Source organism: Pseudomonas sp. 18.1.10 (assembly GCF_024655625.1).
In the GTDB taxonomy this organism is placed as follows: domain Bacteria; phylum Pseudomonadota; class Gammaproteobacteria; order Pseudomonadales; family Pseudomonadaceae; genus Aquipseudomonas.
The window spans coordinates 1-12,794 of sequence record NZ_JANLGL010000054.1 but is presented as its reverse complement, the minus strand read 5'-3'; the positions used below and the strand labels follow the sequence as shown (position 1 = coordinate 12,794).

General features: G+C 64.1%; 14 protein-coding genes. 5 read left to right on the top strand and 9 right to left on the bottom strand.

Features of this window, described 5'->3' with window-relative positions:
• Nucleotides 1-53 precede the first annotated feature (53 nt).
• From NUV89_RS12100 to NUV89_RS12085, 4 genes are all read right to left on the bottom strand, one after another.
• A complete protein-coding gene (locus NUV89_RS12100; RefSeq protein ID WP_017734577.1) occupies nt 54-1,379 on the bottom strand; it encodes an MFS transporter in 1,326 nt (441 codons plus the stop codon).
• 58 nt (nt 1,380-1,437) lie between these two features.
• On the bottom strand, nt 1,438-2,631 hold the full coding sequence (gene lhgO, locus NUV89_RS12095) for an L-2-hydroxyglutarate oxidase (RefSeq protein ID WP_257781491.1): 1,194 nt from the start codon (nt 2,629-2,631) through the stop codon (nt 1,438-1,440).
• Nucleotides 2,632-2,734: 103 nt separating this feature from the next.
• Nucleotides 2,735-3,445: a FadR/GntR family transcriptional regulator gene (locus tag NUV89_RS12090; RefSeq protein ID WP_257781490.1), complete on the bottom strand. Its 711-nt coding sequence runs from the start codon at nt 3,443-3,445 to the stop codon at nt 2,735-2,737.
• A gap of 46 nt (nt 3,446-3,491) precedes the next feature.
• The gene (locus NUV89_RS12085) at nt 3,492-4,673 is read right to left on the bottom strand and encodes an MFS transporter (protein ID WP_257781489.1); all 1,182 of its coding nucleotides are present in this window, start codon (nt 4,671-4,673) and stop codon (nt 3,492-3,494) included.
• Nucleotides 4,674-4,786: 113 nt separating this feature from the next.
• Between NUV89_RS12085 and NUV89_RS12080 the strand changes: the two genes are divergently transcribed.
• A complete protein-coding gene (locus tag NUV89_RS12080) occupies nt 4,787-5,695 on the top strand; it encodes a LysR family transcriptional regulator (protein WP_257781488.1) in 909 nt (302 codons plus the stop codon).
• A gap of 21 nt (nt 5,696-5,716) precedes the next feature.
• Nucleotides 5,717-6,394, top strand: coding sequence for a GNAT family N-acetyltransferase (locus NUV89_RS12075; protein WP_257781487.1), 678 nt, complete (start codon nt 5,717-5,719; stop codon nt 6,392-6,394).
• Between the two features lie 122 nt (nt 6,395-6,516).
• Here NUV89_RS12075 and NUV89_RS12070 read toward each other — a convergent pair whose 3' ends face one another.
• Complete coding sequence (locus NUV89_RS12070) at nt 6,517-7,113, bottom strand: TetR/AcrR family transcriptional regulator (protein WP_257781486.1); 597 nt, start codon at nt 7,111-7,113, stop codon at nt 6,517-6,519.
• A gap of 69 nt (nt 7,114-7,182) precedes the next feature.
• Between NUV89_RS12070 and NUV89_RS12065 the strand changes: the two genes are divergently transcribed.
• Complete coding sequence (locus tag NUV89_RS12065; RefSeq protein ID WP_257781485.1) at nt 7,183-7,782, top strand: NAD(P)H-dependent oxidoreductase; 600 nt, start codon at nt 7,183-7,185, stop codon at nt 7,780-7,782.
• Between the two features lies 1 nt (nt 7,783).
• Here NUV89_RS12065 and NUV89_RS12060 read toward each other — a convergent pair whose 3' ends face one another.
• The 3 genes from NUV89_RS12060 to NUV89_RS12050 all read right to left on the bottom strand — a co-directional run bounded on the left by NUV89_RS12060 (nt 7,784) and on the right by NUV89_RS12050 (nt 10,109).
• Entirely contained in the window at nt 7,784-8,173 is a 390-nt protein-coding gene (locus NUV89_RS12060) for a hypothetical protein (protein ID WP_257781484.1), read from the bottom strand.
• Nucleotides 8,174-8,206: 33 nt separating this feature from the next.
• Complete coding sequence (locus NUV89_RS12055; RefSeq protein ID WP_257781483.1) at nt 8,207-9,463, bottom strand: 3-phosphoshikimate 1-carboxyvinyltransferase; 1,257 nt, start codon at nt 9,461-9,463, stop codon at nt 8,207-8,209.
• Between the two features lie 91 nt (nt 9,464-9,554).
• Nucleotides 9,555-10,109 carry a UPF0149 family protein gene (locus NUV89_RS12050; RefSeq protein WP_257781482.1) on the bottom strand — a complete coding sequence of 185 codons (555 nt, stop codon included), beginning with the start codon at nt 10,107-10,109 and terminating at the stop codon, nt 9,555-9,557.
• 172 nt (nt 10,110-10,281) lie between these two features.
• Between NUV89_RS12050 and NUV89_RS12045 the strand changes: the two genes are divergently transcribed.
• Together NUV89_RS12045 and nudC are read left to right on the top strand one after the other, a co-directional pair.
• Nucleotides 10,282-11,094, top strand: coding sequence for a crotonase/enoyl-CoA hydratase family protein (locus tag NUV89_RS12045; protein WP_257781481.1), 813 nt, complete (start codon nt 10,282-10,284; stop codon nt 11,092-11,094).
• Between the two features lie 5 nt (nt 11,095-11,099).
• Nucleotides 11,100-11,933, top strand: coding sequence for an NAD(+) diphosphatase (gene nudC / locus NUV89_RS12040; RefSeq protein ID WP_257781480.1), 834 nt, complete (start codon nt 11,100-11,102; stop codon nt 11,931-11,933).
• Here nudC and NUV89_RS12035 read toward each other — a convergent pair.
• A complete protein-coding gene (locus tag NUV89_RS12035; RefSeq protein WP_207046149.1) occupies nt 11,901-12,680 on the bottom strand; it encodes a TSUP family transporter in 780 nt (259 codons plus the stop codon). The two genes, nudC and NUV89_RS12035, sit on opposite strands and share 33 nt — an antisense overlap.
• Nucleotides 12,681-12,794 lie beyond the last annotated feature (114 nt).

Genomic DNA, 12,794 nt, shown 5'->3' with positions numbered 1-12,794 from the left:
CATGATGCGCGATGTAGGTGCGTCCATGCACCCGTTGGTCTGATCTTTTTCCTTCAGTTCTTGAAGGCCGAGTGTTTGCGGCCCTGGTCGCACAGGGCAAACACCACCACCAGCAGGGCCGAAATCCCCAGGATGATGACCACGCCATCGGTGGAGTGGGTGGCCGAGGCCGCGACCATCGACAGTGCGCCCAACGGCGCCAGGCCGCCGGCGATGGCCGTGCCGATTTCACGCCCGGTACCAAAGCCGGAGGAGCGGGTCTGGGTCGGGAACTGCCGGCTCAGGAACGAGCCTTGGGGCGCAAACATCATCGGCGCGAGGATGCCCGTGCCGACGCCGATGGCGATGTAGATCATCAGGCTTTCGCCGGTGTTGAGTAGGGCCAGGAACGGGTAGGCGAACAGCAGCGAGCACACGCCGCCGAGCATCAGCACGGTTTTGCTGCTCCACTTGTCGCACAGCCAGCCGAAGCAGGGCACGGCGACGATGGCGATCAGGCTGGCGATGGTCACCGACAGCGAGGTGACGTGCACATCCACGCCTTTGAACTGGGTCAGGTACGCCAGGGAGAAGGTCTTGAAGATGTAGCTCAGGGCGTTGTAGCCAATGGCCACGAAGAACACCACGGCCAGGCCTTTCATATCATTCTTGAACAGGGTTTTCAGCGGCGAGGCCTTGGCCTTGGCGGCTTCTTTGCTCAGCTCGTTGAACTGCGGGGTTTCCGGGATGCTGTTGCGCACCCACAGGCCCACGCCCACCAGCACGATGCTGCACACGAACGGGATGCGCCAGCCACCGGCCAGCAGGAATTCGTTGCCGTTGATGGTCAGCACGTACACGGTAAGTGACGACAGCAACAGACCCAGGTTCAGGCCCAGTGCTGGCCATGCGCCTTGACTGCCGCGCTTGCCTTCCGACGCGTGCTCGTAGGACGTCACCGCCGCCCCCGACAGCTCGGCGCCCGCGCCCAGGCCCTGGATGATGCGGATAAACACCAGCAGGATCGGCGCCCAGATGCCAATCGAGGCGTAGCTGGGGATCAGGCCGATCAGCGTGGTGCACACGCCCATCAGGCAGAAGGTCAGCACCAGCACTTGCTTGCGGCCGAACTTGTCGCCGAGGTAGCCGAACAGGATGCCGCCGAACGGGCGGGCGATAAAGCCGATGGCAAAGGTGGAAAAGGCCATCAGGGTGGCGGTTTTCGGGTCGCTGTTATCAAAGAAGATCTTCGAGAACACAATGGCCGCCATGGTGGCGTAGAGGTAAAAGTCGTACCACTCCAGCATCGAGCCAAAGATGGTTGCGGCGGCGACTTTGCGCAGGCGCTTGCGGGTTTGTTCAGGGGTTTCGGTGGACGGAATGGAGGCAGGTGCCGACATGCTGGACTTCCTTCTGGGTCTTTATAGTTATTGTCAAATGGACGCGTATTGCAGGGTGTTACTCGGGCTGGAACAGGCGGTCGGCGATCATCGCGCCGATGGGCATGGCTGAGGTGGCGGCCGGCGAGGGCGCGTTGCACACATGCAGCATTCGTGGGGTCTGGGCGAACAGGAAATCGTGCACCAGGCTGCCGTCGCGCATCACCGCCTGGGCGCGGATGCCCGCTTCATAGGGCAGCAGGTCTTCAATCGTGAGCGATGGGCAATACTTGCGGCACTGTTCAAGGTAGCCGGACTTGAACAGCGAGTTCTTCATCTCGGTGGTGCCGGAGCCGAGGTTCTGCCAGATGGTTTTCCAGAAGCCTGGGAAGCTCGCGTACTGCGCCACGTCGCGCCAGTTCACCGAGAACTTGCGGTAGTTCTCGCGGCCCAGGCCCAGCACGGCGTTCGGGCCGACGGTGACGCTGCCGTCGATCATGCGCGTGAGGTGCACGCCCAGAAACGGCAGCTCCGGGTCGGGAATCGGGTAGATCAGGTGGTTGACGATGTTGTTTTTCGCCGCCGGCAGGCGGAAGTATTCGCCGCGAAACGGGATGATCTGGTGGTCGATGGGAATACCGGCAAGGGTCGCCAGGCGGTCCGACTGCAAGCCGGCGCAGACCACCAGGTGGCGGGCCTGCCAGGTTTCGCCACGGGTGTTGATGGTGACTTTGTCGGTGTCTTCGTGGATCGCGGTGACGGTGCGCTCCAGGCAGATCTCGCCACCGCTGCGGCGGATCACCTGGGCCATGGTTTCGCAGACCTGGCGGTAATCGACGATACCGGTGGCGTCGAGGAACAAGCCGCCGAGGCCGACGATGTTCGGCTCACGTTGACGCAACTGGTCGGCGTCGAGGCGCTCTACGTTCATGCCGTTGAGCTGGGAGCGTGCGTAGAGGGCTTCCATACGCTGCATTTCCAGGGGGCTGGAAGCCACCAGCAACTTGCCGCACACCTCGAACTTGATCCCGTGCTCCGTGCAGAACTGCTTGGTCTGCTCGGCGCCGCGCTTGCACAGGTCGGCCTTGAGGCTGCCCGGTGCGTAGTAGATGCCGGCGTGGATCACGCCGCTGTTGTGGCCGGTCTGGTGCTTGGCCAGCACCGCCTCTTTTTCCAGGATCACCAGCGAGGCGCCCGGTTGGCGCTTGAGCAGCTCCATCGCGGTGGCCAGGCCGACGATGCCGCCGCCGATAATGCAAAAGTCGTGAATCATTGCGTGGGGTACCTAAAGTTGCACATTTCGGTCTGCTTATCAGGTTGTCAGACTAATGTTTTTGTTAAAAAAATGGCGTGTCGAGGACACGCTACTTAAAGGGTCAACGGGTGGCTGGCAGCTCCAGGCTCAGGCGCCGCGCCGCTGCGCGCAAGTGCGCCTCGGCACTGGCGGCAGCAAGTGGGGCGTCGCCGTCGGCGATGGCCTGGTAGAGCGCCTGGTGTTCCTGGGTCGCATCGGCGGAGCCGGTGGCAAAGCGTGACGCCGAGTTTTCCCAGGCGGTTTTGCGGGCGCTGGCCAGTTGGCTTCTGAGGAAATCATGGAACGCGACGAAGTAGTCATTCTTGCTGGCATCCGCGATGGCGCGGTGGAATTCCACGTCGGCGAGGGCGGCGGCTTCGAAGTTGTCGCGGTGGTCCTGCATGGCTTGCAGGGCGGTTTTCATGCGCTGCAGGTCGGCTTCATCGCGGCGCTGGGCGGCAATCGAGGCGGCTTGGGTTTCGATCCACAGGCGCACTTCAAACATCTGCGCCAGGTCCGGGCTGCGGCCGTTGGCCTGGGGGAAACGGAACACCGTGCCCGCAGGCGTCTGCGAAATAAACGAGCCCAGGCCCCGGCGTGCGGTAATCACGCCATCGGCCTTGAGCTGGGCAATGGCTTCGCGCACCACGGAACGGCTGACGTTGAGTTGTTCGGCCAGTTGCTGTTCGGTGGGCATGCGCGACTCCGGCGGCAATTGGCCGGAATCGATTTCTGCGCGGATCGCACTGACAACCCGCACGACAAGCGAGTCGGGGCGCTGGAGCTCAAGCATGGGACAACCTTGGTAATCAGGTTGTCAGACAATAGTCGCTGCGATTTTATCTTGTCAATGCTTTGTGTCGCAGTGCGCCGGCCAACAGGATCAGGCCCACCGCCACCGCGAAGGTGGTATGCAGGCCAAAAGCCACGGATTGCGGGGTGGCGCGGAGGATATCCGGCGTGGCCCAGGCGAATACCGCACCGAGGGCCGAGGTGCCGAAAATCAGGCCGACATTGCGCGACAGGTTCAACAAGCCTGACACCGTGCCCCGCCGCGAGCCTTCGACATCACGCATCACTGCGGTGTTGTTGGCGGCCTGGAACAGACTGTAGCCCGACGTCAGCAAGACCATCGCGCCAAGGTAGGCCCACAACCCGCCGGCCAGCGCCAGTGACAACGCGCCCACGGCCATGATGGCCAGCCCGAGAGCGATCATGCGCGGGCTGCCGAAGCGGTCGGTGAGCTGGCCGGCGGGCACGCCGGTGAGGGCGGCGACACAAGGCCCGAGCGCCATCACCAGGCCCATCCATGCCGGTGCGAGCCCCAGGCCACGGGACAAGTAGAACGGGCCGACTACAAACGTCGCCATCATCACCGCCGACACCAGTGCGCTCATCCCCAGGCCGTTGCGTAACCCCGGGCTTGCCAGTGCCGACCAGAACGGCGCTGCCGCCCGTGCGCCGGGCTCGTCGGGCAGATAGCGGTAGGCGAGGGCGGCCGCCAGCAGCCCCAGCGGCGCGCCGAGCAGGAACAGCGCGCGCCAACTCCACAGGCTCAGCAACACACCACCCACGCTGGGCCCCATGGCGGTGCCGACGGCCGACAGCGTGCCGAGCAAGCCCATCACGCGGCCGGTGCGTTCCTTGCTGACCGTGTCGCCGACCATCCCCAGGGTCATCGCCATCATGATCGCCGCCCCCAGCCCCTGCAGCACCCGCGCTGCGATCAGCCAGTACAGCGACGGCGCCATGGCGCACAGCCCGCAGGCCAGGGCGAACAGTAATAAGCCGGCGAGCAACAACCGGCGGCGCCCCAGGCGATCGCCCAGGCGGCCCGCGTTGACAATCACGGCGGTGATCGCCAGCAAATAGGCGAGCACCACCCACTGCACCGCCTGAAACGACGCATCAAAGGCCAGCACCAGGCTGGGCAGGCCGACATTGGCAATGCTGGTGCCGAGGGAGGCCAGCAACATGGACAACGACAGGCTGAAAAGGGCGCCGCGTGTGGAACTGTGCATCAGGCATTCCTTGAGTGATCGCTACTGTCACAACTCTACGGCGTGGCCTAACATGGCGGAAGACGCACGACTTGCAGTCAATACCTGCACCTGACGCCTGATAAGGAGCGCCGATGCCCGATCTGAACCTGCTGATGACCCTGGATGCCCTGCTCGCCGAAGGCAGCGTCGCCGGTGCGGCCAAGCGTTTGCGCCTGAGCCCCTCGGCCATGAGCCGTGCCCTGGCGCGCTTGCGCGAAACCACTGGCGACCCGTTGCTGGTGCGTGCCGGCCGAGGCCTGGTGCCGACGCCACGGGCCTTGGCCCTGCGCGAACACGTCAGCCGCCTGGTGTTGGACGCCCAAGCCGTGCTGCGCCCCGCGCAAACCCTGGACATGGCACGGGTCGAGCGCACCTTTACCCTGCGCACCAGCGAAGAGTTCGTCGAAAGCTTCGCCCCGGCGTTGCTCGCGCGCATTGCTGAAGACGCGCCTGGCGTGCGCCTGCGCTTCGTCAACAAGACCGACAAGGACAGTGCCTGGCTACGCGACGGCAGCGTTGACCTGGAAACCGGGGTGGTCGACGCCAATGCCAGCCCCGAACTGCTGACCCAGGCACTGTTTCGCGACCGCTTGATCGGCGTGGTGCGCAGCGGCCATCCCCTGAGCCAGGGTGACATCAGCGTGCAGCGCTATGCCGAGGGCCAGCACGTCTACGTGTCCCGGCGCGGGCACGACCGTGGGCAGATCGACGTTGCGCTGGAAGCCCAGGGCCTCAGCCGTCAGATCGGCACGATTGTCACCGGGTTCGCCACCGCCATCGCCCTGGCCCGTGCCACCGACTTGATCGCCAGCGTGCCCGAACGCTACACCGCCCAGCAACGCGAAGGCCTGCACCGCTTCGCGCTGCCCTTGGCGTTGCCGACCTTTACCGTGGCGATGCTCTGGCACCCGCGCCTGGATGCCGACCTGGGCCATCGCTGGCTGCGTGGATGTTTGCGTGAGGTCTGTGGGCCGCAACAGGTACAATCGCCGCAGCCTTGACGCGAAACCCCAGGAATGTGCATGTTCAGCCTTACCCGTTACACCACGCCGTGCCCCGAGCCCATCAATGGCCAGATCCTGCAGATGGTGGTGGACAACCTCACCGACATCAGCAGCGTGGCCCTACCGCCGAGCAACCTGCTCTACAACATCTACCAATACGCCATCGGCTTTGAGGTGCATCTGTACCTGGAGGCCTTGAATGGGGCGAAGGGGATTGCGGTCGAGTTGCTTGTCGCCACCGCCGCGCAGGACCCGGAACAGGTCATTGGCTTCGTGCTGTGCCTGCCGGTGAAAGATGACCCCGAGGCCTGTGGTATCGCGTTCATGGCGGTGCAAGCCGGTTTCCGCCGCCAGGGCGTGGCGCGCACGCTGATGGGCGATGTGCTGGAGCGTTATCCGCACGCTGAATTGAGCTGTGCCGTGGAGAAAGTCCCGGCCTTCGAGGCCATGGGCTTTCAGGTACGTGGTGCGCGGGACACCCAGGTGGTGATGAATACCCGCAGCTACGGCACCGACGGCCTGATGGGTGTGCTCGATGTGGCGGCGATCTACAGCTCGCTGGAAGTGCGGCAGATTCACACCTACCTGCTGCAAAAGCACGGCAAGCGCGCGATGGTGGACGCCGAGAAGCAGCGCGACCGGCACCTGGATCAACTCGCGCGCAAGGTGCAGTTGTTTGTGCAGGGACGGGGCTGAGATTCAATTTTCTGTGGCAGACGTGGTGTCTGCCCCATTGCTATCGCAGGCAAGCCAGCTCCCACACTTGATCGGGTTCACACGGTCAAAATGTGGGAGCTGGCTTGCCTGCGATGAGGCCGTCACTGCCTACCCACCATCCCCAGAATCATCCCAAGCAATTCCTGCTGCGCCTCCTCCCGACTCAGCTCACCACTGGCCGCCGCCTGGGACAAAGCTTCCGCCGCCCCAAGCATCGCCCGCAAACCAGCCCGGGACACACTGCCGCCGGGCGCAAACGGTGACAGCGCGGCGCTGCATTTGTCGAGGAAGATCGCCTCGTACTGGCGCTTGAGGGTTTCCAGTTCCGGCGAGCTGCTCAACGCCGCAATCACCCCGGGGATTTCCCGTCCCTGCAACAACACGCAATCGACATAGGACGCGGCAATCACCCACGCCCGGTCCTCGAGCGTCGCATTGCTGGCCTGTATAGCCTCGGCAAACACCTGGTTCTGGCGCCCGTCAAAATCGGCATACAGCGCCGCCAGCAACCCCGCTCGGGTGACGAAGTGATCGTAGACCACCGGCTTGGTGACGCCCGCCAGTTCCGCCAGGCGCCCCAGGGTCAGGGCGTCGGTGCCTTCATCGCGGACCAGTTGCCAGGCCACGTCCAACAGTTGGCGCAGGCGATCTTCGCGCGACAGGCGGCGACGTGGGGCAGGGGATTCATGGCTTGACATGCTTATATACCAAAAGTAACTTACCAAAGGTAACTTAAGCCCAGCCTAAACCGAAACGGAGTCAATGTCATGCACGCCTTGATCGTAGTTGCTCATCACGACCCGCAATCCCTGACCCACAGCATCGCCTTGCAAGCCGCTGCCGGGCTGACCGCTGCCGGCCACAGCTTTGAGATCGCCGACCTCGCCGCCGAAGGTTTCGACCCACGCTACGGCGCCGCGGACCAGCGCGTGCATCGCGGCCTTGCCACGCCGCCGGCGGATGTACTGGCCGAGCAAGCACGTATCGACCGCGCCGATGCGCTGGTGCTGGCGTTTCCGATCTACTGGTGGTCGCTGCCGGGCCTGCTCAAAGGCTGGGTCGACCGTGTATTCGTCAACGGCTGGGCGATTGATTACGGCCCGAACAGGCCGGTGGTGAAAAAGCTGCGGCACTTGAACGTGCACTTGCTGGCCGTGGGGGCGGCGGATGAAAGCGCCTTTGATCGCCACGGTTATGCCACGGCCATGCGTACGCAGATCGACCACGGCATCTTTGATTACTGCGGGGCCAAGGTGCTCACTTCCGAGCTGTTGCTGGAGTCGGAAAGCGGCACCGCCCAGGCGCACCTGCGCACAGCGCACGCGCTGGGGCTGGGGTTGTTTCAACAGGAGGCAGTTGCGGGCTGATTCAGCCTTCGCGAAACAGGTCGTGGGCGTCGAGCAGGCGGTAGGCAATTTCCGGGCGTTTTTCCATGCCCCGGCGAATCGCTGCTGGAATCGCCTGGCGGGTCTTGCGGCACAGGCCTGGAAACGGCTCGATGTCGATCTGGATGCCGCGCATGCTCTTGACCTCGGTGTGCCCCGGCGCGACCTGCACGCGGATGCCCAATTGCTGGTACATCAGCTGTTGCATGCGCTCCAGGTCTTGCAGGCTCTTGAGGTCTTCGAGGCGCGCGATCAGCTTCTTCTCTTCCTGACGTGTAAGGCTGAGGATGCGCGCGTCGGCGCCAGGGGTTTGCAGCAGTTGCTCGCGGTCGCAGTCGCAAGCGCCGGGTGGGCAGGGTTGGCGAATAGTCATGTGCTTGGCCCCCCCACTCCATGCGTTGCCGGCTCAGTAGCTGAGTTGAACCCCAAGACTGCCCAGGGCCTTCCAGTACTCAGGATAGGTCTTGGCCACGCAGTCCGGGTCCTGAATGCGGATGCCCGCCACTTTCAAGCCGGCCAGGGCAAAGCACATGGCGATGCGGTGGTCGGCGTGGGTGTCGATCAGGGCATTGCACGACGTGCCCGCCAGCGCCGGGTCGCTGGCGACCAGCAGGTCGTCGCCTTCGATGGTGGCCAGGCCCGGGCGGATTTCATTCAAGCCGTCGTGCAGCGCCTGCACGCGATCACATTCCTTGACCCGCAGGTTGGCCAGCTCGGTGAACCGCACCGGGGTGTTGTTGAACGCGGCCAGCACCGCCAGGGTCGGAATGGCGTCCTGCATCTGCGAGCCAACCACCGTGGCCTGCATGTCTGGGAACTGGGCAATCACGGCCTGGGCCTTGGCGTCCGGCTGGGTGAAGTCCTGCGCGGCCACGCCGATGTCGATACGGCCAGCGGTCAGCACTTCGGCCGCCCACAGGTAGGTGGCGGCGGACGCGTCTGGCTCGATCAGGTAGTCGTGGGCGGTGTAGCCGGTCGGGGCGACGCGCCAGGTGGTGTCGTCGACGGTGTCGACCTGGGCACCGAAGGCGCGCATGCAGTCCAGGGTCAGGTCCACGTAGCCACGGGCGCCGATGTCCTTGCCGGTCAGGGCCACTTCAATCGGCGCTTCGCCGCAGGCCGCAAGCATCAGCAGGGCCGACACGTACTGGCTGGACAAACCGCCGTCGATCTCGAAGCGCTTGGCCTGGACCTTGCCCACGCCGTGCACGGTCACCGGCGGGCAACCGGTCGGGCTGTCGACCTGGATGCCGTTCTCGCGCAGGGTCGCCAGCAGCGGGCCAATCGGGCGCTTCTGCATATAGTCGTCGCCGGTCAGCACCACGGTGCCTTCGACGGTGGCGACGGCGGCGGTGAGAAAACGCATGGCGGTGCCGGCGTTGCCGAGGAACAGCGGTTGCGCCGGCAGTTGCAGCTTGCCGGAACCGGTGACCACAAAGGTGGTGTCATCCGGTTCGTCGATGGTCACGCCCATCTGGCGCAGGGCCACCGACATATGGCGGGTGTCATCGCTCTTCAACGCGCCGCTCAGGCGGCTGGTGCCCTTGGCCAGGGCGGCCAGCAACAGGGCGCGGTTGGTAATGGATTTGGAGCCGGGGGGCGCGACCTTGCCATTGAGGGGGGAATTGGGCGGTGTAACGGTCACGGTTTTCTGCGAACTCAAGGTACAAGGCTCCTGATGCAAGGCAAGGTGGGACGGAGTGGCCGACGGGCGGACCCGAATAATCGGCCAAACCAGCAGTACTTGTCGAGGTTTAGCGCTGGCTCAGCCAGTAATCGTGCAGGGCACGCGCGGCCGGTTCGATCTGGCTGACGCGCTGTTGGTGCGCCGCTACATCGAGGTCGGCCGGCAACTCGAAATTGTCCTGCTCGGCGCACCAGGAGATTTTCTCCAGTTCGCCGGCCTGTGCTGCCGGCAGTGCAGGCCAGTTGCCAATGGCCGCGCCACGGATATAACCAAAGCACCATTCCTCGGCGAGGGTCACGCTGTGGCCCTGGTGTTCGGTTTCGTCGAAGCGCGCCTTGAAACCTGCTGCATCAGTGGCCAGTTGGCCTGCCAGGGTATTGATGTGGCGCACGCACAGTTCCAAGAAGGTTTGCGCCTCATCCATGTTCTCCCACTCCGGGTTCTGCCCGCCCCAGATCGCCGGGAACCACTCGGCTACGTCCACCTGGGCCGGGCTCGACACCAGGGCGGTGAAGTAGCCGTCCAGTTCAGCGAGGTTCAGCACCGAATGGTCGTCGCCGTACTGTTGCAGGGTGTCTTCGACACATTCGAATTCGGCCGGGGAGAGGGGTTGGGCGTGCATGGGCATATCCTTTAAACGTCGAGCGCCGCTGATGGGGCGGCTTAAAGCGCGAAGGATGGCGTGTGCGCCGGGTTTTATCCAGCGTTTTCCCAGTCCCGCTTTTAGCCGATGCGCCGTGGCGCACCCTTGTTATAGTTCGGGCCTTATCACTCGCCAGTCAGGGATCACTGCCATGTCCGAATACCAAGCTTTCGTCGTCGAACTCACCGGCAACGTTGCCCATGTGCAGATCAATCGCCCGGAAAAGATCAACGCGATGAACGCGGTGTTCTGGACCGAGATCATCGAGATCTTCCAGTGGATCGAAGACACCGACGCCGTGCGCGCGGTGGTGCTGAGTGGCGCCGGCAAGCATTTTTCCTCGGGCATCGACCTGATGATGCTGGCCTCGGTGGCCAACGAATTCGGCAAGGACGTCGGCCGCAATGCGCGCCTGCTGCGGCGCAAGATCCTTGAGCTGCAAGCGTCGTTCAACGCCGTCGACAACTGCCGCAAGCCGGTGCTGGCGGCGATCCAGGGCTATTGCATCGGCGGGGCCATCGACCTGATCGCCGCGTGCGATATGCGCTACGCCGCCGAGGGCGCGCAGTTCTCGATCAAGGAGATCGACATCGGCATGGCGGCCGACGTCGGCACCCTGCAACGCCTGCCGCGCATCGTCGGCGACGGCATGCTGCGGGAACTGGCCTACACCGGCCGCCCATTCGGCGCCGAGGAAGCGCGCAGCATTGGCCTGGTCAACCGGGTCTACCCGGATCAAGAGAGTCTGCTGGCCGGTGTGCTGGAGATCGCCCATGAAATCGCCGCCAAGTCGCCGATTGCCGTGACCGGCACCAAAGCCATGATCGGCTACATGCGTGACCATACAGTCAATGATGGTCTGGAATACGTTGCCACCTGGAACGCGGCTATGTTGCAATCCAACGACCTGCGCGTGGCCATCGCGGCCCATATGAGCAAGCAGAAACCCGAATTCGTGGATTGACCGACATGACCCCAGGCTGGATTACCACCACACTGCTGGACAACGACACCCCCGGCGGCTGGGCCGTCGCCCGCAGCCGCGAGGGCTTTTTGCATGACAGCAATGGCCCGCTGTTCCCCCGCGAATGGCTCAAGCGCCAGGACCTCTCGGTGTTTGCCGAACACGGCATCGGCCACCTCGACGGCGAGCCGGTGTACCTGCTGGAGCTGAACGCGCCGGTGGACGTGGCGGGTTGCAGTTGGCAGGGCCTGCGCGCCTTTATGCTGCAAGGCGATCACACGTTATACAAAGTGTTGGGCTACGCCGCGCAGATCGGCACCTGGGCGCGGGAGCACCGGTTTTGTGGGAGTTGTGGCCAGGCCATGGTCCAGGTGCCACGGGAACGGGCGATGTTTTGCCAGGCCTGCGACCTGCGCAGCTACCCACGGATCTCGCCGAGCATGATTGTGCTGGTGACCCGTGGCGACGAGATCCTGCTGGCGCGGTCGCCGCGGTTTGTCACAGGGGTGTACAGCACGCTGGCGGGGTTTGCCGAGCCGGGGGAGTCGGCCGAAGATTGCCTGGTGCGCGAAGTGCGCGAGGAAGTGCAGGTGGAGGTCAAGAATATCCAGTACATGGGCAGCCAATGCTGGCCGTTTCCCCATTCGATGATGCTCGGCTTTCATGCCGAATACGCCGGTGGCGACATCGTGCCCCAGGCCGACGAGATCGAAGACGCGCAGTGGTTCAACATCCACGACCTGCCGCCGTTGCCGGCGTCACGTTCGATTGCGCGCTACCTGATCGACCTCTACCTGGCGCGGCGCTTAGGCCACGCTGAACCAGTGCTGCCAGGCTAGGCGTACGGTCAGCCCCAGCACCACGGTGATAAACACCGGGCGAATGAACTTGGCGCCGCCGCTGATCGCGCTGCGTGCGCCAAAGAACGCGCCGCCCATCACGCACACGCCCATGGTCAGGCCGACGATCCAGTCCACCGTGCCGTTGAAGATAAACACCGACAGTGCTGCCGCGTTGCTGACGAAGTTCATGCTGCGCGCAACGCCGCTGGCCTTCACCAGGTCCACCGGGTACATCAGCATCGTGCTGACGGTCCAGAACGCGCCCGTGCCGGGGCCGGCCACACCATCGTAGAAGCCCAGGCCGAAGCCCTGGGTGGATTGCCATTTCTTCTTGATCGGTGCGTCCGCAGCCGGCGGCGCCTTGGGCGTGCCGCCGAACAGCAAATACAGGCCGCAACCAAAGACGATCACCGGGAGCATCTTGTTCAGGGTCTCGGCGGGCAGGTAGTGGGCGACGACCGCACCGGTCAGTGCGCCGATAAAGGTGCCGACGATGGCGTGCACCCACTGGCGCGGGTGAAACAGCTTGCGGCGGTAGAAGGTGAAGCTGGCAGTGGCTGAACCAAAGGTGGAGCTGAGCTTGTTGGTGCCCAGGACCAGGTGCGGTGGCATGCCGGCGGTGAGCAGGGCGGGCGTGGTGAGCAAGCCGCCGCCGCCGGCAATGGCGTCGATAAAGCCGGCGACGAAGGCCACGGCGGCGAGAATGGCGAGGGTGGTGAGGTCAACGCTGAGTTCGAAGGGCATGGGCAGGGCTTATTATTGGCAGGGCGGCCGCCATCTTACTGCCAGAAGTACATAGATCCAAATGTGGGAGCGGGCTTGCTCGCGAATGCGGTGGGTCAGTCAAAAATTTAGTGA

Coding starts and splice junctions, on each gene's coding strand:
- NUV89_RS12050 (WP_257781482.1), bottom strand. CDS start 10,109: ATGCACGCCCAACCCCTCTCCCCGGCCGAATTCGAATGTGTCGAAGAC.
- NUV89_RS12085 (WP_257781489.1), bottom strand. CDS start 4,673: ATGCACAGTTCCACACGCGGCGCCCTTTTCAGCCTGTCGTTGTCCATG.
- nudC (WP_257781480.1), top strand. CDS start 11,100: ATGACCCCAGGCTGGATTACCACCACACTGCTGGACAACGACACCCCC.
- NUV89_RS12075 (WP_257781487.1), top strand. CDS start 5,717: ATGTTCAGCCTTACCCGTTACACCACGCCGTGCCCCGAGCCCATCAAT.
- lhgO (WP_257781491.1), bottom strand. CDS start 2,631: ATGATTCACGACTTTTGCATTATCGGCGGCGGCATCGTCGGCCTGGCC.
- NUV89_RS12100 (WP_017734577.1), bottom strand. CDS start 1,379: ATGTCGGCACCTGCCTCCATTCCGTCCACCGAAACCCCTGAACAAACC.
- NUV89_RS12060 (WP_257781484.1), bottom strand. CDS start 8,173: ATGACTATTCGCCAACCCTGCCCACCCGGCGCTTGCGACTGCGACCGC.
- NUV89_RS12080 (WP_257781488.1), top strand. CDS start 4,787: ATGCCCGATCTGAACCTGCTGATGACCCTGGATGCCCTGCTCGCCGAA.
- NUV89_RS12090 (WP_257781490.1), bottom strand. CDS start 3,445: ATGCTTGAGCTCCAGCGCCCCGACTCGCTTGTCGTGCGGGTTGTCAGT.
- NUV89_RS12065 (WP_257781485.1), top strand. CDS start 7,183: ATGCACGCCTTGATCGTAGTTGCTCATCACGACCCGCAATCCCTGACC.
- NUV89_RS12070 (WP_257781486.1), bottom strand. CDS start 7,113: ATGTCAAGCCATGAATCCCCTGCCCCACGTCGCCGCCTGTCGCGCGAA.
- NUV89_RS12035 (WP_207046149.1), bottom strand. CDS start 12,680: ATGCCCTTCGAACTCAGCGTTGACCTCACCACCCTCGCCATTCTCGCC.
- NUV89_RS12045 (WP_257781481.1), top strand. CDS start 10,282: ATGTCCGAATACCAAGCTTTCGTCGTCGAACTCACCGGCAACGTTGCC.